The organism is Acinetobacter sp. ANC 4910, from assembly GCF_004331035.1.
Classification (GTDB): domain Bacteria; phylum Pseudomonadota; class Gammaproteobacteria; order Pseudomonadales; family Moraxellaceae; genus Acinetobacter.
In genome coordinates, this window is the sequence record NZ_SJNT01000004.1 from 118,885 (window position 1) to 136,453 (window position 17,569).

Annotated in this window: 14 protein-coding genes and 1 pseudogene; 8 read left to right on the top strand and 7 right to left on the bottom strand. The window is 39.3% G+C overall.

Features of this window, described 5'->3' with window-relative positions; translation table 11 throughout:
• Positions 1-18: 18 nt before the first annotated feature.
• Positions 19-843: a PhzF family phenazine biosynthesis protein gene (locus E0H82_RS05425; RefSeq protein ID WP_131263697.1), complete on the bottom strand. Its 825-nt coding sequence runs from the start codon at positions 841-843 to the stop codon at positions 19-21.
• Positions 844-999: 156 nt separating this feature from the next.
• On the bottom strand, positions 1,000-2,388 hold the full coding sequence (locus E0H82_RS05430; RefSeq protein WP_131263698.1) for an L-cystine transporter: 1,389 nt from the start codon (positions 2,386-2,388) through the stop codon (positions 1,000-1,002).
• A 157-nt stretch (positions 2,389-2,545) separates the two neighbouring features.
• Between E0H82_RS05430 and E0H82_RS05435 the strand changes: the two are divergent.
• Both E0H82_RS05435 and E0H82_RS05440 read left to right on the top strand, forming a co-directional pair.
• A pseudogene (locus E0H82_RS05435) lies at positions 2,546-3,127 on the top strand (flavin reductase family protein); the annotation flags it as partial.
• Between the two features lie 127 nt (positions 3,128-3,254).
• The gene (locus E0H82_RS05440) at positions 3,255-4,454 is read left to right on the top strand and encodes a YbfB/YjiJ family MFS transporter (protein WP_213073958.1); all 1,200 of its coding nucleotides are present in this window, start codon (positions 3,255-3,257) and stop codon (positions 4,452-4,454) included.
• Positions 4,455-4,638: 184 nt separating this feature from the next.
• On the opposite strand, the gene E0H82_RS05445 is transcribed toward E0H82_RS05440, so the two are convergent.
• On the bottom strand, positions 4,639-5,202 hold the full coding sequence (locus E0H82_RS05445; protein ID WP_131263700.1) for a M23 family metallopeptidase: 564 nt from the start codon (positions 5,200-5,202) through the stop codon (positions 4,639-4,641).
• Positions 5,203-5,582: 380 nt separating this feature from the next.
• Entirely contained in the window at positions 5,583-6,053 is a 471-nt protein-coding gene (locus tag E0H82_RS05450) for a hemerythrin domain-containing protein (protein ID WP_131263701.1), read from the bottom strand.
• A 759-nt stretch (positions 6,054-6,812) separates the two neighbouring features.
• Between E0H82_RS05450 and E0H82_RS05455 the strand changes: the two genes are divergently transcribed.
• The 3 genes from E0H82_RS05455 to E0H82_RS05465 all read left to right on the top strand — a co-directional run bounded on the left by E0H82_RS05455 (position 6,813) and on the right by E0H82_RS05465 (position 9,426).
• On the top strand, positions 6,813-7,949 hold the full coding sequence (locus E0H82_RS05455) for a catalase family protein (protein WP_131263702.1): 1,137 nt from the start codon (positions 6,813-6,815) through the stop codon (positions 7,947-7,949).
• A 142-nt stretch (positions 7,950-8,091) separates the two neighbouring features.
• Entirely contained in the window at positions 8,092-8,364 is a 273-nt protein-coding gene (locus E0H82_RS05460) for a hypothetical protein (protein ID WP_131263703.1), read from the top strand.
• Positions 8,365-8,634: 270 nt separating this feature from the next.
• Entirely contained in the window at positions 8,635-9,426 is a 792-nt protein-coding gene (locus E0H82_RS05465) for a pseudouridine synthase (RefSeq protein WP_131263704.1), read from the top strand.
• Positions 9,427-9,465: 39 nt separating this feature from the next.
• On the opposite strand, the gene E0H82_RS05470 is transcribed toward E0H82_RS05465, so the two are convergent.
• Together E0H82_RS05470 and E0H82_RS05475 are read right to left on the bottom strand one after the other, a co-directional pair.
• Positions 9,466-10,500 carry a DUF2971 domain-containing protein gene (locus E0H82_RS05470; RefSeq protein WP_131263705.1) on the bottom strand — a complete coding sequence of 345 codons (1,035 nt, stop codon included), beginning with the start codon at positions 10,498-10,500 and terminating at the stop codon, positions 9,466-9,468.
• A 131-nt stretch (positions 10,501-10,631) separates the two neighbouring features.
• Positions 10,632-12,863 carry an NADP-dependent isocitrate dehydrogenase gene (locus E0H82_RS05475; RefSeq protein WP_131263706.1) on the bottom strand — a complete coding sequence of 744 codons (2,232 nt, stop codon included), beginning with the start codon at positions 12,861-12,863 and terminating at the stop codon, positions 10,632-10,634.
• A 465-nt stretch (positions 12,864-13,328) separates the two neighbouring features.
• On the opposite strand from E0H82_RS05475, the gene paaI reads away from it, so the two are divergent.
• Both paaI and uraH read left to right on the top strand, forming a co-directional pair.
• Positions 13,329-13,742 carry a hydroxyphenylacetyl-CoA thioesterase PaaI gene (gene paaI, locus E0H82_RS05480; protein WP_131263707.1) on the top strand — a complete coding sequence of 138 codons (414 nt, stop codon included), beginning with the start codon at positions 13,329-13,331 and terminating at the stop codon, positions 13,740-13,742.
• A 129-nt stretch (positions 13,743-13,871) separates the two neighbouring features.
• A complete protein-coding gene (uraH, locus tag E0H82_RS05485) occupies positions 13,872-14,270 on the top strand; it encodes a hydroxyisourate hydrolase (RefSeq protein ID WP_131263708.1) in 399 nt (132 codons plus the stop codon).
• Between the two features lie 82 nt (positions 14,271-14,352).
• Here uraH and E0H82_RS05490 read toward each other — a convergent pair whose 3' ends face one another.
• Positions 14,353-16,056: a M61 family metallopeptidase gene (locus E0H82_RS05490; RefSeq protein ID WP_131263709.1), complete on the bottom strand. Its 1,704-nt coding sequence runs from the start codon at positions 16,054-16,056 to the stop codon at positions 14,353-14,355.
• A 179-nt stretch (positions 16,057-16,235) separates the two neighbouring features.
• On the opposite strand from E0H82_RS05490, the gene E0H82_RS05495 reads away from it, so the two are divergent.
• On the top strand, positions 16,236-17,546 hold the full coding sequence (locus E0H82_RS05495) for a D-alanyl-D-alanine carboxypeptidase family protein (RefSeq protein ID WP_131263710.1): 1,311 nt from the start codon (positions 16,236-16,238) through the stop codon (positions 17,544-17,546).
• Positions 17,547-17,569: the final 23 nt, after the last annotated feature.

Consider the following 17,569-nt stretch of genomic DNA (forward strand, 5'->3'; position numbering starts at 1 on the left):
TGCTTTGTTCGAATATAATTAATCCAGGAACAACTCTGCCTGCATATAGAGTTTGCCATAACCTGAAATTTCAATGCGTTCCTGATCAACAATTTTGCAATATAATTCGCCACCTCGCGTAGAGGCTTGATATGCAATCAACTCTGTTTTGTTTAATCGTTCTGCCCACAATGGCGCTATCGCAGTGTGAATAGAACCTGTAACAGGGTCTTCATTGATGCCTATTGCAGGGGCAAAATAACGTGACACACAATCATACTCTGCATTTGAAGCAGTAATAGCAACATCTACACTTGAACTATGTGCGGTAATAGCAGTACGTAAAGAACCCAATTGCTTTAACAACTCTAAGTTGGGTTGCTCATCCAAAACGTCTTGCACACTTTCATACTCAACAATAAAAGCCTGTTGATTCAGATAAACATTTTTAAATGGCTTGCTGAGTGCCTGAGTTAAAAGTTCAGGATAATCTTCTACTTTTTCTGCACGGCGGATTGGGAAATTCATACAAATTTTTCCATCGTCCGCCTGACTCACAACAAAAACACCCAATTTTTTCACATGGAAATGAATGGTTTTGGCTGGAGTAAAATCTTTAAATAGCACAAAACTGCTGGCTAAAGTTGCATGCCCACAAAAATCAACTTCTGCTGTAGGTGTAAACCAACGAATTTCAAAATGCTCGGCATCAATCTTTTTTACAAATGCAGTTTCAGACAGGTTATTTTCCAAAGCAATATTTTGCATCAATGCTTCATCTAACCATTGCTCAGTCACAATCACTGCCGCAGGATTACCCTTAAATAATGCATTGCTAAAAGCATCGACTTGATACATTTTCATAATTTTTCTCCATTGTTTCATGGTTATTATGCCGTGACAGTCAAACAATAACAGATACAAATTTATTTGATTTATGGGTACAGTTTTTCATCGTGCAAAAAAAGAAAGCCAATATTTAAGAATACTGACTTTCAATTTTACAACTGAACAAAGAATTTAATTTTCAGTTAAATCAACATTTTCTTGTTTAAAAATGGTTTGATCGGTTTGCCCCAAGACTTGACTGGTGACCATACCCGCAGTCATTGAACCATTCACATTCAACGCCGTACGCCCCATATCAATCAAAGGTTCAATCGAAATGAGTAACGCCACTAAAGTTACGGGTAATCCCAACATCGGCAACACAATTAAGGCAGCGAAGGTTGCACCACCACCCACACCTGCAACACCGACAGAACTAAGCGTTACAACACAGACTAAAGTCAGAATCCAGATAGGATCTAATGGGTTAATCCCAACGGTTGGTGCAACCATCACCGCCAACATGGCCGGATATAAACCAGCACAACCATTTTGACCAATGGTTGTCCCAAAAGAGGCTGAGAAGCTAGCAATCGACTCAGGCACGCCCAGACGGCGCGTTTGTGCCTCAATATTCAGTGGAATACTTGCCGCACTAGAGCGACTGGTAAATGCAAAAGTTAATACAGGCCAAACCTTTTTAAAGAATTGAACTGGATTGACACCCGTCAGCAACAAAATGATTGCATGCACCGCAAACATGATGCCTAAACCAATATAAGATGCGACAAGGAAGCCACCCAAGTTCAGAATATCCGCCAACTTCGAATTCGCCACAATATTGGTCATTAAGGCAAACACACCATAAGGCGTAAGAGTCATAATTAAGCGAACTAATTTCATCACCCATGCTTGCATAATTTCAATTGCAGCAAGCAGTTTTTGCCCTTTCTCTGCATCCGCCTTGATTAAGTTTAAGCCTGCCATACCAAGGAATACCGCAAAGATCACGACACTAATAATTGAAGTCGGATGTGCGCCAGTCAGTTCAGCAAAAGGGTTACTCGGAATGAACGATAAAAATAGATCTGGAACTTGTAAATCTGTCACTTGTCCGACATAGTCGGTTTGAATCGCATTCAGACGCTCAGTTTCTTGAGTACCTTGAACCAAACCTGCCGCAGTGAGTCCAAAGGCATTGGTCACCACCACACCGACAAAAGCAGCGATCGCTGTTGTAACTAAAAGCGTACCGATACTAATAAAACTGATTTTACCGAGTGAACCTGCATCATGCAGTTTAATCACCGCGCCTAAAATGGAAACGAAGACTAGCGGCATGACCACCATTTGCAACAGTTTGACATAGCCTTTACCCACCAAGTTAAACCATTGCACTGACTCTTGCAGCACTGTTGAACCTGTGCCATAAACCACATGCAAGAGTAAACCGAACACTACCCCCAAGCAGAGACCAGCAAGCACCTTTTTGGCAAGGCTCCAATGGGTATGACGTGTCCGACTTAATAAGAACAGCAATGCCACAAAGAGTATGACATTGATGATTAAGGGCATATTCATGTTTTTTCCCTAAATAATGTAACCCCTATTATAAATCAAAATTCAATTCGACTTTTGGCTTTACCTGTACAGACTCACCAAGTGTTCAAATTTAGACTACTCCTGCAACAATCAGAGTTATGATATGTCCAAGAAAATAATGTTATTGAATCTAAATATGGCTGAGCTGTTAAATCCACACATTCAACCTGTCGAACTGGCAAAGGCGTATCGTTTACTCAATCATGGCCCAACCGTATTGGTATCTGCACAACATAAGCAAGAAACAAATGTCATGACAGCAGCTTGGGCCTGCGCCCTAGAACTGGTGCCTGCTAAAGTATCTGTCGTACTGGATAAAAGCACCAAAACCCGAAAATTAATTGAACAATCAGGCTATTTTGCGCTACAAGTTCCGACCTTGAAGCAAATTGAGTTGGTACAAGCCTTAGGTTCAATCAGCCAGTTTGATGATCCAGCTAAACTTGAGCATTGCCACACCCCACTTTTTCATTTTGACGGTTTTAACTTACCCGTGGTAGAAGGCTGTGCCGCTTGGCTGATTTGTGAATTAATTCCTGAACCACATAATCAGCAAGCACATGATCTGTTCATAGGGAAAGTGGTTGCAGCCTATGCAGATGACCGCGTATTTCGTGATGGACATTGGTATTACCATGAAGCTGACCCATCGTGGAAAAGTGTGCATCATGTTGCGGGAGGTCATTACTACACCATTGGGGATGCGGTAGATGCCAACAAAAGTAAGCCGTTAATCTTCCCCAACTTTGAATGGACCTCGACTAAAGGTGAAACGTCAGCGATTGTCTTTCTAGATTTTTCACCTTATAGTTCAAGTGTCTTTTTTAAACAATTAGTCAAATTTTATGAACAGGACGTTCTCAAATACCCTCAAACTCAGCGCATTTCTTTGTTTAAGTATGTGTTTAGGCATCGGTATTTTGCGTTTTTCCTATACGGCCTTATTGCCTTCAACACGCGAAGCCTACGAATGGAGTCATAACTTTGCCAGTATTTTAAGCAGCTCCAACCTTTTAGGTTATTTGGTCGGTGCCTATTGGGCCATGAAAATCCCACAAAATCCTAAAATGCCAATCTATATCATTAGCGCCGCTTTTTTGGGTTCAATGAGTCTATTTGCCTGTGCCTTTTCCAGTTTTTCAGAAACTTGGTATTTAACATGGCGTTTTATTTCAGGTATCAGTGGTGGCTTACTAATGATTCTATCCCCAAGTGTGGTCGCACAATGCAGCGATTTACAACATCGCTTTAAAATCAACTTTATTGGTTTTAGTGGCATTGGCTTGGGGGTTTTATGTGCCACGTTATTTATGCCTTATCTCGACCGAATTGCAATTTCTACTGCGTGGTTGATCTTGTGTGCTTTCGCTTTTGCTATGAGCACACTACTTTGGTTTCTGGTACGTCCATTTCAAGCTCAACTACAAGTCACTCCTGCAACACAGTCCCAATCAAATCAAGTTAGCTTTATTTACTACAGCTTGTTAATTGCATATGCCTGTAGCGCATTTGCCTATATTCCCCATTCTTTATTCTGGATTGACTACTTGAGCCATGTATTGGTTTTGAATTTATTCTGGATTAATTTCAATTGGATTCTATACGGCTTAGGCAGTGCTTTGGGGGCGTATAGCGCTTATGTCTTGGCGCGAAAACTCGGGAATTTTGCTGCACTAAAAGTGTTATATAGCATCTACATCTTTGCTGTGTTAATTGCAGTACTGAGTTTTTCGCCTATTTTTACCTTTATATCTTCATTCCTCACAGGTTTACTTAACCCTGCCGTGGTTTTCCTCACCTCCTATACCATTTTGCAATTGTACGGTCTGGCATATAAAAAATTGTGGAGTATGGCAACGCTCAGTTTTGCCACCATTCAACTGATTGGCGGTATTAGCTTTAGCACTTTGCAGCATTTTGGTGTGTCTTATCATCAACAATTTAGCATTGCCTCTGCGGTACTATTGCTCGGCACTTTGCAACTGTTTTGGTTTACTCGCCCACATGCAAAAACCAGCCAAAATAGTAAAGCAATGACAGATTAATCATGCAGATATTTTATTCCAAGCCTTTAAAATTGGTCGTATTGAGAATAATTGGATATTCTAAAGAAATTGAATAATCGTGAAAAATCGGGCAATGTTTTTTTAATATGCTCTAAAACCTGTTCTTGTCTTTCATGTAATTAGATCAATCATCTTCTTGACCTGACACGCTAAGAATATACCTTTATAAACCCTGCTTATGGCTTAAAAATGGATAAGGGTTCACCGCTCCTTGCCCAGTAAAATAAATACCATAATGTAAATGTGGTGGTGTATTTTTCGCATTGCCCGTGTTGCCCACAGAACCCAGTACTGACCCTTGCTCAACCCAATCACCTACTTCTAAATGTGGAGCATAAGCCTCTAAATGTGCATAATAATGTCGACTTAAATCTGGGCCAATCACCCACACAACTTTGCCACCTAAGCTGTCTAGACCAACTTTAGCAACTATGCCTTGCGTTGTACTGAGTACAGTAGTTCCTCTTTTAGCAAAGATATCAATACCTTCATGTTTACGATTCTGACCTCTTGCAGCACCCCATGTATCATTTATTTGTTTTGAGGTGACGCCTTCAACAGGCATAGGTAATTGCACTGGAAGATTTTGACGAGCCAATTGAAACTGTAAGACAGGATATTTCCAACCTGTAGACTCACCTGAAACAGGCGGTTTACATGCCAGCAACATGCAACTAAGAGGTAATAAGATAGCTATAATTTTAATGCTTCGGTATTGAGGTTTCATTCTAATAATGTGAGCTTTTTAAATTGACTTAATTCTAACCATGAGCCCTACAATTCCCAATAGTGTTTTGGTTATCTTGCAAAATCCTCTCAGCTTCAAAACAGAAAACAAAGCAATTTCTTCATTAGACGAAACCGCAACCTCAATTCATGCGATATAATTTTTAAGCAAAAAAAAAAGCCTACAAATGAGTCATGTAGGCTTTAAAAAATTTAAAACAAGTCAGGGAACTATCAGCTTTAAATCTTGTGCTAATACTGCCAAAACTGAGAACGATTTACAATACTTTGGTTAAAGATATATTTAAAATATTTGTTAAAAGATGCTTTTTTTTAAATGAATTTTCATGTAGTGCCAATTTATATACATCCACTCCCACATCAACTGGTTAGACTATCTTTTTCCTTGCTCAGATATTTATTATATTCTTTCAAATATTGCTTAGCCAATTGCGTTTTTTGCTGTTCAGCTAAAATTTTTCCTGCTTGTTGGAAAAAACCATGTTCCTCTTCCTTTAAATGATGGTGGACTTTTTCAGATAATTTTTTTGCAATCACCAACCAACTCGGATGGCTAAACTCAGTTTCGCTCAATTGCTCTAACAACTCATCCATCTCGTGATGTTCTGCCAATGCATGACGGGTGATGTTAAGACCTGAATCAGTCATCATAAGTGGAATATAAAGATATCTGTCTTCTGCGACTGAATGTGCAAACAATTCATTTTTTAATTCATTGAACAATTCATGTCTTTCTTCAGTGTCTCCCGAAGTCTGAATTAATTGTTCAGATAACATTCTCTGCTTGTCGTGACTTTGTCTTAATGCTTCAAAAATTGTTGTATTTGTCATTGGGCTAATCCTCAAAAGTCATTTTATGGATATGCACTTACTATGAACATTTCACAAAATACGTTCTGTTCACAAACTGTTTTATTTTTAAGCGCAATGCATTACCATTTTTTTCAAATTGTGTTTTTACTACCATTCATTGTTAATGTAAAACAATTAAATAATTACAGATGCAACCAAAGCTAAATTTGCTCAAGGTTCAGGCTCTATTCAAAAAAAAATACCCTCAAAAAGAAATAAGCTGCTCACAACATATTTAAAGTAATCATGCAAGAAGATGTCTTTACTCTCTCCTCTGAAAATGGACGGCATAACCCCTAGAACCATATTTCATAAAATACTAACCCATATTGGGCTAAATCAAGCAATGATCCATGACTTTAGCCCGTCAGCCTGAAATGAATTAAATCATCTTGGCAACCAGATTAAATTGATATTCTCGACAGTTGCAAAGCTCAGAAGCTTCTGGTTTGTAATACAAATTCCCATAAGCTAGACATTCATTTTTTCTCTCATGATCGCTCACTTTTATAATTTTTATCAATTGAGGGATATAAATATCACCAAATAGCGTTCAGACTCTTATCAAATTTTCATCACTTTTTCGAAGAATCACAATTAAGATTTTCAATAGAAAGCCAGTAAATAAAAAAATGCCGCAGAGATTATCATTATTCGATATATTAAATAGGTCTGAATCATTTCACGTCATCTGGCTAAAAATTAAAAAAATTAAGCTTTAAAGCAAGGAGACAATCAATGCCCAACTTCAAAAGACCTCAGCTCTTAGGTTTACTTTTTCCCACTGTATTGTTCACAAGTGTTACCACTATTGCGTCTGCAAACACTCCACCTGTAGTGATGAATACCCCTAAAGCACTTATTTACCCCAATATAGATCCCAGTTTAAGTGAAAGTCTTTATCCAAATGAGGCAGCCACGGCTCAGCAAATTGCAGACATCATTGAGATGTCAATCCGAAAACAATATGCCACAGATATCGCGCTACGTGATGCACACCCTAAAGCCCATGGTTGCGTACGCGCAGAATTCAAAATAAATGAAACATTGCCTCAAAACCTGATTCAAGGTGCTTTTATTCCGGGCAAAACCTATCAAGCATGGATTCGCTTTTCCAATGGATCGAGTAATGCTAAACAGGCGGATATAAAAAAAGATGCACGTGGCATGGCAATCAAACTTTTAGCCGTGCCAGGGAAAAATATTTCAGATGAGGCCACTTCCACGCAAGATTTCATCATGATCAATCATCCTGTCTTTTTTGCTAACGACCCCGCTCGCTATCTGTCATTCATGCAAGATATCAATAGTGACAAATTTCTAAAAAAACTGCATATTCCTTTTGCATTAGGAGCAAAAGGAACTTGGATTGCCCTAAATACTAGAAATAAAATTTCGAATCCACTGCAAACTAGATACTGGTCTATGGTGCCCTATCAATTAGGATTAGGTAGCAATCGTCAAGCGGTAAAATATTCTGCTCGAGCGTGTTCGACTGTTGTCAGCCCTATTCCAGCTAAACCTCAGCAGAACTTCTTAAGAGATGCGCTCCGTACGAGTTTGCAAGAAAGTGATGCATGCATGGAGTTTTTAGTCCAACCTCGAACATCCACCTCCATGTCCGTTGAAGACTCTATGACAGAATGGAAAGAAGACCAAGCCCCTTTTTACAAGGTGGCAACGATTCGTATTCCTCAGCAAGTATTTGATACCCCAGAGCAAAATAAATTTTGTGAAAACCTCTCCTTTACGCCATGGCATGCATTAGCTGAGCACAAACCTCTTGGCGCTATAAACCGAATGCGTAAAGTCATCTATGACCAGATTAGTCGTGTCCGACATGAAATGAATTCGACTGAAAGATTCGAACCCTGATAGCAATGAAAATAAATGAAGGAACCCAATGCTTTAACTCAATGATCCGTGAATATCTGTGTCTAAAGAAGAATTCCTTATAGGCATGAAACTTCTTCCACAACATATTGAATTACAACATTAAAAAATGTATTAAAGATGTATGCTACTTAAGCATCCGCTGCATGTTGATCAGTGCAACGCAATCACCTACCCAGCACACATTACCATTGCAATGATGGAAGAAATCATCAACCCTGTCTTTGATGTGTATTGCACTGCATTTTCAACCATTGCTAGCTATGAAAATGGTTTGACTTTTGCAGGTGTCTATCTCCCTATCCATTCATATTTCAAAGGAGATGAATCTCACTCATTGAATACTCTTAAGAGCAATATTTCAGCATGCGACGAGCTTATTCAAGCTCAGACATAAACGTTGTACTGAATTAGATCGTTTCTCTAATCTCCTGAAAGACACATAAAATCAGATATTCGACGAATACTTGCAGGGTTCAAAGCAAAGAGAGTTACACATCAGATGTAAAGAATAAAATTGAGGAGCACAAGCCGAAATCTGATATAGTAGCCCCAATATCGTGGGCTTTTTCTTTACCCTTCCCGACCTACTCCCACTTATACGGGTAACCAAACGGGTAATTCAAACAAGTCCAAACAAATTTTTTAAATTTTCTAGTAGGTTAAAGTGAAAATAGTCATTCTTAACAAGCCTTATGATGTGCTGTCGCAGTTTCGTAAAGACGAAGCACACATGACGATGTCTGATTTTATAGACGATTCGACTTTGCGTTTAGCTGGTCGTCTTGATATGGACTCTGAAGGCTTAGTTTTTTTAACTGACCACGGTGGTTTAAATCAATACATTACCAACCCTGCAAACAAAAAGTACAAAACTTATTTAGTACAGCTTGATGGTGATGTAACCGAAGAAGCATTAGAGCAACTTCGCAAAGGTGTTGAATTAAAAGATGGCATGACCTTACCTGCCAAAGCATCTAAGGTTGAACAACCTGAGTGGTTATGGGATCGTGATCCCCCTGTACGTTTCCGTGCATCTGTCCCTACATCTTGGGCCGAAATTTCGATTTGTGAAGGTCGTAACCGTCAAGTCCGTCGTATGACTGCTGCTGTAGGTTTTCCAACTTTACGTTTAATTCGTACTCGAATTGGTGCAATTGATTTGGTTCAAATGGGTTTACAACCAGGTGAAACTAAAGAAATTGAGCCACTTTTATACCCTGACTTTCAAAATATTCCTGCTGAAGAACCTTACCGTTCACGCTCTTATGTGAAAAAACCGGGCGGTACTGGTGGTAAACCTATGGTTCGTAAGAACAAAGATGGTTCAGTGAAGAAGACTTCAGGTACTAAACGTATCTGGCAAATGGATGAAAGTGAGAAACCAAAGCGTAAAACCAATGGTACAACACGCCCAAATACAAAAGCACCACGTGGTCGCGGACGTAATGGTCGTTAAAAGTTGATTGCTTTAAAGCCCACGTCAGTGGGCTTTTTATTATAAATTTATTTCTTTATATAGCTCATCAATTTGAGTCAAAGTCAAATACCGCTTATTTGGCAATAAATCATTTCCCGACTTATAAAAGCCAACATAAATTATTGGCTCATTTCTACTTTTTGATTCACTTGACGAAATAAATATTGAGTCCAATTTTTCAAAATACGGATCACATCTAATAACCTCTGCTACTTTATCAAAATATTGCTTTTCTACACCCCACCCATAATCATTATAATCAATCAAAGACTTATCTATAGATTTAATATTACTTTTATATTTAGGTGAATCTTTAAATAAATCTTCAATTTCAATATATTCAAACTGGTAACTATTTGGCTTTAATAGCATTTGATAATATTTAATGCCTCTACCTTTCAAAGTATGCATGACTTGATCTTGACTCACTTGAGATAAATGATCAGGTAGTTTTTCATTATCTTCATGCAAATCTTGCCATTTTTTCGGCATTCTTAATCCAAAGTAAATCGCCTTTACAGCTCTAAAGTTATATTCAACTTCTCCAAACTGATCCATAACAATTCGTATTTCATCTTCATGTTGCCAAGCTTTCGATTTTGTTCCTGCTGTTAACTTAAGAGTTTCAACTATATTTTTAGCTCCAATAAACATATCAAATTGAATTTTAGGAATTGAGTCTTGATATGTCACATCAAAAGAGCCAGCAAATTTACTCAATTCACCCAATTTTTCTAAATCATATTCAATACAAAAACCTCTATGAGAATCTGCATAATATGCCCAAAGAAGCTCATCTAAAACTGTCTTACTTAGAGAATAGATACCTACTTCTTTTAATTTCACAACTAAAGTAGAAAAACTCTCAGAAACTCCTTTTGTCGAAACTAAACTAATATCAGCCAATTTAGCTAAAATGTGCTCAATATCCCCTGTATCAAATAAATTTTCACATGGATCATTGAGTTTAGATGGATGTGGTGCATAGAAATAATCTTGTTTTAAAGATTCTAAATCACACTTTGAACCATACCTATATTTATAAACTTTCATCTATTTTTCTAATTCAAATCTACACTTAAGACATTGTTACATCAATTGTATGTATATTACAAAATAAAAAAAGCCGATGCATTTGCATCGGCTTTTTTCACATCATCGGCTAAAAGCCGATTTTGCTAAACTTAAACAGTTTCAAGTGCAGCATTCAACGTTGCACTTGGACGCATTACAGCAGTTACTTTCGCTGTATCTACAGCATAGTAACCACCGATGTCCGCAGCTTTACCTTGAACAGCAGAAAGCTCCGCAATGATTTTGTCTTCATTTTCAGCAAGTACTTTTGCAAGTGGCGCAAACTTCGCTTTCAACTCAGCATCTTCATCCTGAGCAGCCAAAGCTTCAGCCCAGAACTTCGCTAAATAGAAATGGCTACCACGGTTGTCCAACTCACCTGTACGGCGTGATGGAGACTTATCATTGTCCAATAACTGACCAGTTGCTTGATCTAAAGTCTTCGCAAGAAGTTTAGCCTGAGCGTTATTTTCTTTAATGCCCAACTCTTCAAGCGAGACTGCAAGCGCCAAGAACTCACCTAAAGAATCCCAACGTAAGTGGTTTTCTTCTACGAGTTGTTGTACGTGTTTAGGCGCTGAACCACCCGCACCAGTTTCGTACATACCACCGCCCGCCATTAACGGAACGATAGACAACATTTTCGCTGAAGTACCCAATTCCATAATTGGAAACAAATCAGTCAAGTAGTCACGTAAGATGTTACCCGTTACAGAAATCGTATCTAGGCCACGCGCTACACGTTCAAGTGTATAACGCATTGCACGTACTTGAGACATGATCAGAATGTCTAAACCAGCAGTGTCATAATCTTTTAAATACGTTTGTACTTTCTTGATGAGTTCATTTTCATGTGGACGGTACGGGTCAAGCCAGAAAATCGCAGGCATGCCTGAGTTACGTGCACGGTTTACAGCAAGTTTTACCCAGTCACGAATCGGTGCGTCTTTCACCTGACACATACGCCAGATATCGCCTTCTTCCACATTCTGTGACATCAACACTTCGCCAGTTTCTAGGTCAGTGATGTTTGCAACACCCGCCTCAGAAATTTCGAAAGTTTTGTCATGTGAACCGTATTCTTCAGCTTTTTGTGCCATCAAACCAACGTTAGGCACAGTACCCATCGTACGTGGGTCAAAGTTACCATTCCACTTACAGAAATTGATCATTTCTTGGTAGATACGCGCAAAAGTTGACTCAGGCATTACTGCTTTACAGTCATAAGGTTTGCCGTCAGCGCCCCACATTTTACCACCACCACGGATCATTGCAGGCATAGAAGCATCTACAATCACGTCGTTTGGAGAGTGGAAGTTTGTGATGCCTTTCGCAGAATCAACCATTGCAAGTGCAGGACGGTGTTCTTGGCAAGCGTGTAAATCTTCGATGATTTCTTCACGTAAAGACGTCGGTAAAGTTGCGATCTTTTCGTAAAGACCAGCCATACCATTGTTTACGTTAATACCGAGCTCATCGAACAATTTGCCATGTTTTTCGAATGCATCTTTATAATAAATCTTAACGCAGTGACCAAATACGATTGGGTGCGATACTTTCATCATGGTTGCTTTAACGTGCAATGAGAACAAAATACCTGCTTCACGACAGTCTTCAAGTTGTTTCTCGTAGAAATCACACAGTGCTTTCTTGCTCATAAACATTGAGTCAATGATTTCGCCATCTAGAAGCGCAACTTTTGGCTTAAGTACAATGGTTTCACCAGATTTAGTGATCAATTCCATTTTCACGTTACGCGCGCGATCAAGCGTCATCGATTTTTCACCATGATAGAAGTCACCTTCTTCCATGTGTGAAACGTGAGTTTGTGACCATTGCTTCCACTCGCTCATAGAGTGCGGGTGTTTTTTAGCGTAATTCTTTACTGCAGCAGGTGCACGGCGGTCAGAGTTACCTTCACGTAAAACAGGGTTTACAGCTGAACCTAAGCACTTACCATAACGTGCTTTAATCGCTTTCTCATCTTCAGTGGTTGGGTTTTCAGGATAGTCAGGAATCGCATAGCCTTTTGATTGAAGCTCTTTGATACATGCTATTAACTGAGCAACAGATGCACTGATATTTGGAAGTTTGATGATGTTTGTGTCAGGATCTTGTGTAAGGCGACCTAGTTCTGCAAGATTGTCTGGCACTTTTTGCTCTTCTTTTAGGCATTCAGAGAATTCTGCAAGAACACGTGCGGCAACAGAGATATCCGTTTTAACGATCTCTACACCAGCAGATTTAGTAAAGGTCTCAATGATCGGCAGTAGCGAATAAGTCGCCAACAATGGCGCCTCATCAGTCAGTGTGTAAATGATGTTTGACTTTCCACCAGCCATATATAGCCCCTTGTGTTAAATTGAGTATTGAGAACTAGACTTTTGGCCCAGTCCTACGAACCGATTGCTTGAATAAACCCTGAGAGTATCGGCCTTCAACGCTTATCAGTCAACGATATATCTTGTGATAACGACATTTCGTGAGAAAATACCCAACAGTTTGTGTGGTTTTTTTAAACACTTTTTAAAGTCAATCATTTATATATAGAACAAAACATCCCCTGCACTATTTATTCTTATCGTTATTCTTTCAAATCGCTAATGTTCATATGTAATCCAATATATGGCGATACGATAATCAATTCATCTTAAATTACGATCTATTTCCTCCTGAGCCTTGAATATTTGTTGAACTTTCAAATTTCTCATTTTTATGAAAACCACTTGATCAGGCTCTATGATAATGCTAATTATGATTCATAATTTAATAATATTTAGCATAAATGTATCAAAAAAGGATGAAACATGGACCCGGTAAAAGGACATACATTATTTAACAATGATCAGGTGATGCAAGACATTGGTGCCCGCTTAGTTGACTATAAAGACTGCTATGCCAAAGTGCAGCTCTTGGTTGAAAAACGACATACTCAAGGACATGGTACTTGTCATGGCGGAATTATCTTCACTTTAGCAGATGGTGCTTTTGCCGTAGCTTGCAATACAGGTGATTCCCCTGCCGTGGGACAGCACTGTAATATCAGCTACATTAAACCTGGACAGATAGGCGATGTACTCACTGCAACTGCGGAGTTACGCTCCCAAGCAGGTCGTTCCGAATTTTACGACATTCAGGTGGTGAACCAAAAGCAAGAAACAATTGCAGAGTTTAGAGGTGTATCACGGATGTTGGTTCCAACTAAAAGAGAACAACCATAACGCTGAGTTGGCTCTGCGTATCCATTGTTCATTAATGTTCTGTCGCTTCTGGTGACGGTTACATAATGAAATGTTGATCTCTGATTGATTGTTTAAAATCAATCTTTTTTAAGCTTTAGGAACAATCAGATGGTTAAATATTTCTTGCCACTTGTTGGACTTGGCCTCTCTTCTTTCTGCTTTGCACAAAATCCCTTAAGTGTTCATGTACTCAATTTGGATAATGGTTTACCGTCTACAAATGTGAAAGTCGTGCTAGAAACGCAGCAAAACAATCAATGGGTCGAGATCAATTCAGGTACAACCAATGAACAAGGTCGAATTACTGAGCTTTATCCCAAAGACACCGCTTTACAGAAAGGCATCTATAAAGTTACCTTCAAAACGGGTGACTGGTTCCGTCAAAAGAATCAACGTTCATTCTTTCCAGAGGTTCCAGTGGTATTTGTGATTGATGGCTCACTTGAGCATTACCACATTCCACTGCTGATTAGCCCTTATGGTTATTCTACTTACCGTGGGAACTGATGCTTCAAAACTGGTTTTGAATTCAATATAAAAAACGATGCTAAAAAGCATCGTTTTTTTAACTCTATTTAAGCCCGACAGCTTAAGCTTTTAACCAAGCATCTGCCTTCGCCTGATCTTCCACTTTTAATTCCACAGTGGTTAAGCCAATTTCGCCAGCTTGAATTTCAAATTGCATCAGCTCATCACGACGGAAGGCAAATACGGTAAATGTACTCTCACGCTTCGCATATTGAGCTAATAATTTCTCACTGGCTTTTAAGCCATCAATCGCAAGGATAACGTCATTAGCTGAAAGACCTGCTTGTGCAGCAGCACCATCACGGCGAGTTTGCTGAATCAATACGCCCTCTGGCTTGTCTACAACTTTCATGCCAAATGGCAATGATTTGTCATTTTTTAAACTGTAGCTTAAGCCAAATTCTGGGAATAATTGATCGAGCGGTAATTCATCGACTGTATTGATTAAATGGTTAATTTGTTCAATCCAATTATCACCAGTCAACTCATTGCATAGCTCAACAATCGTACGCTCGTGTACCTGCACACCCTTTTGTGCATTTTCATATAGTTTTCGCATTAAGGCATCCAAGCTTGAACCACGTAAACGCAGACCTAAATCCAGACACAATGCGACTAAACAACCTTTGTTGTAATAGCTGGTACCTGCGTTATTCGAGTTTTCATCCTGACGATAGAACTTGACCCACGCATCAAAACTGGATTCCGCTACGCTTTGCACATTACGACCAGGGTTCTGTAGATAACGATCAATCTGGGTTTTTAATAACTTTAAGTAAGATTCTTGTGATACCACGCCACTGCGTAGCAAAATCAAATCATCATAATATGAAGTAAAGCCTTCAAACACCCAAAGCAAGGTGGTGTAACTTTCTTTATTTAAATCGTAATTGACCAAATTTTCAGGACGAATAAACTTCACTAACCACGAATGGAAATATTCATGGCTGCACAAGCCTAAAAAGCGCTGATAATCTTCCGACGGTTCTTCAGGTTCGTCTACTTTTGGCAAATCACTTCGTGGTGTAATTAAACTGGTGCTGTTCGGATGCTCTAAACCACCATAGCTATTGCCCGTTGCCATGGTCATAAAGGTATAGTTGGCAAACGGTACCGAACCAAATATTTTAATTTCAGTGGCACAGATTTTTTCGATGTCTTGCTGCATACGCTCGGCATTCATGGCATGTTGCCCTGAAACCACAAATTCATGCGCTATGCCTTCAGCATTGAAGCTAAAACGAGTTTGTTCAGCCAACTCAAACGGTGCATCAATCAGTTCTGCATAGTTTTTGGCTTTTAAGGTATAACGACCTTTGACCAAACTTTTAGATGCTAAGCCTGTTGCCAATTGGAAATGTTTTAATTCATCAGGCAAGAACAGTTCAACTTCAATTTCTTTTTCTTCCTGACCATCCAAACCTAAACAGGCGCATGCAGGATTGACATATAAACGGTTCTGATCGACATAGGCACCACGTACAGATAAGTCATAGGCATAGACATCATATTCAACTGTAATAAATTCATGATCTGTATTGAACAAGCGCCATTTATTCTTTTCAAATTTCTGAATTTTTAGAATGCGTCCCGATTCATCATAAGCACGTACCGACTCAATATGCTTGGAAAACTCACGAATTAGATAACTACCTGGAATCCAAGTTGGGAGAGAAAGGATTTGGGTTGGGTTTGCCAAAAAGCGCACTGTGACATGTACAAGATGCTGGCGATAATCGTCAAATTCGATTTGATAATGCAACATAATAGGCAGTTCAAAATAAAATAATTAATCTTGGCAACTAGCTTAGCATTTTTTTCTAAACCGATGCAGAACTGTGTTATTTGTCTGCAACTCGGACTAGCCATCAGGTTAAAAAAGGCATAGCATTCCCCTAGTTTTTGTCAGTTTCTTGCTGATGGATTAGCTTGATAGGAATACCTTTGAAACGTTTCACTTACCTCCTCGCTCTATTTGCTTTGCTCTGTTCTTCTTTTGCAAATGCAACGCTCCTGAACTTAGTTCCCGAAAGTGTCCAAGCCGAATCATGGACGATCTTAGACACACAATCTGGGCAAGTCATTGCTGAACATAATAGCCATGCACAGCGTGCACCTGCCTCATTAACAAAAATGATGGTTGGTTATATTACGCTAAAAGAAATTCAAGCAGGACATTTACGTAAAGATGAGGTACTCACAGCCACACCTGTTGTAAAAACGGTCATGTGGGATGAATCACAAATGTACCTAAAGGAAGGCGAAAAAATTTCGGTAGATCAACTTCTGTCGGGTTTAATTGTGATGTCGGCAAATGATGCAGCCGTGACACTTGCCGAGCGTATTTCAGGTAGTATCCCAAAGTTTGTAGAGCGTATGAATCAGGAAGCAAAAGCGCTCGGCATGAAAGACACTCACTTTCAAAACCCAGCAGGAATTACCATGCCTGAGCATTATTCCTCTGCAAATGATTTAGCCCAGTTGGGGCAAGCCATCACCAAACAAACGCCAGGCTATTTGTATTATTCCAAGCAACAAAGCTTTAGCTATAATCAACGCTATCACCATGCGACTAATTTAGTCTTGAAAATAGACCCTACCGTTGATGGCTTAAAGACAGGCTACACCAAAGCCGCAGGTTATAATCTGGCCCTTACAGCAAATCGTCCAAGCATGAATCCTGATGCGCCAAATCGTCGTCTAGTGGTTGTGGTCATGGGAACTAAGAGTGCTGCAAAACGTGCAGAAGTGGCTCATGACCTGATGAATTTGGCATATACCTACACACGCAATGAAATTGCCATTAAAAACAAGCAACTGATTGCAGAACTGCCCGTGGTGAAATCCACACTGAAAATGTTCAAAGTCCAAACTCAAGCACCTGAACTGATTACAACATCTTTGTACGACCAACCTTATGCAATTGACTTAAGCACTTACGACAAGATTAATCAGCGTATTATGCTCAATACAGGTGATGGCAGCTTACATCCTGTTGACCCTTTGGCAGAAACAAAAACACATTTAAATATTGAAATGAATGAGCATGCTTTGACTGCTCCACTAGCAAAAGTCATGCAGTTGGCGACCGTGCATGTTTATCAGAACAATCGACTGATTCGTACGATTGCAATTGAAGATGATGTTCAAATTGAAGAAGCAAATGTATTCGAGCGTTTTCTGCTCTGGATCAAACACATTCTTCCCTTTTTTGGTTCAGATGATTTTAAAGTGAAAATTTATCCACTCCATTAAAGTTAAATGCTTTAGTTTGGTTT

Bases quoted from the DNA above. Each gene is read 5' to 3' on its own strand.
- E0H82_RS05425 (WP_131263697.1), bottom strand. From the start codon at position 843: ATGAAAATGTATCAAGTCGATGCTTTTAGCAATGCATTATTTAAGGGT.
- E0H82_RS05430 (WP_131263698.1), bottom strand. From the start codon at position 2,388: ATGAATATGCCCTTAATCATCAATGTCATACTCTTTGTGGCATTGCTG.
- E0H82_RS05440 (WP_213073958.1), top strand. From the start codon at position 3,255: ATGAACAGGACGTTCTCAAATACCCTCAAACTCAGCGCATTTCTTTGT.
- E0H82_RS05445 (WP_131263700.1), bottom strand. From the start codon at position 5,202: ATGAAACCTCAATACCGAAGCATTAAAATTATAGCTATCTTATTACCT.
- E0H82_RS05450 (WP_131263701.1), bottom strand. From the start codon at position 6,053: ATGACAAATACAACAATTTTTGAAGCATTAAGACAAAGTCACGACAAG.
- E0H82_RS05455 (WP_131263702.1), top strand. From the start codon at position 6,813: ATGCCCAACTTCAAAAGACCTCAGCTCTTAGGTTTACTTTTTCCCACT.
- E0H82_RS05460 (WP_131263703.1), top strand. From the start codon at position 8,092: ATGCTACTTAAGCATCCGCTGCATGTTGATCAGTGCAACGCAATCACC.
- E0H82_RS05470 (WP_131263705.1), bottom strand. From the start codon at position 10,500: ATGAAAGTTTATAAATATAGGTATGGTTCAAAGTGTGATTTAGAATCT.
- E0H82_RS05475 (WP_131263706.1), bottom strand. From the start codon at position 12,863: ATGGCTGGTGGAAAGTCAAACATCATTTACACACTGACTGATGAGGCG.
- paaI (WP_131263707.1), top strand. From the start codon at position 13,329: ATGGACCCGGTAAAAGGACATACATTATTTAACAATGATCAGGTGATG.
- uraH (WP_131263708.1), top strand. From the start codon at position 13,872: ATGGTTAAATATTTCTTGCCACTTGTTGGACTTGGCCTCTCTTCTTTC.
- E0H82_RS05490 (WP_131263709.1), bottom strand. From the start codon at position 16,056: ATGTTGCATTATCAAATCGAATTTGACGATTATCGCCAGCATCTTGTA.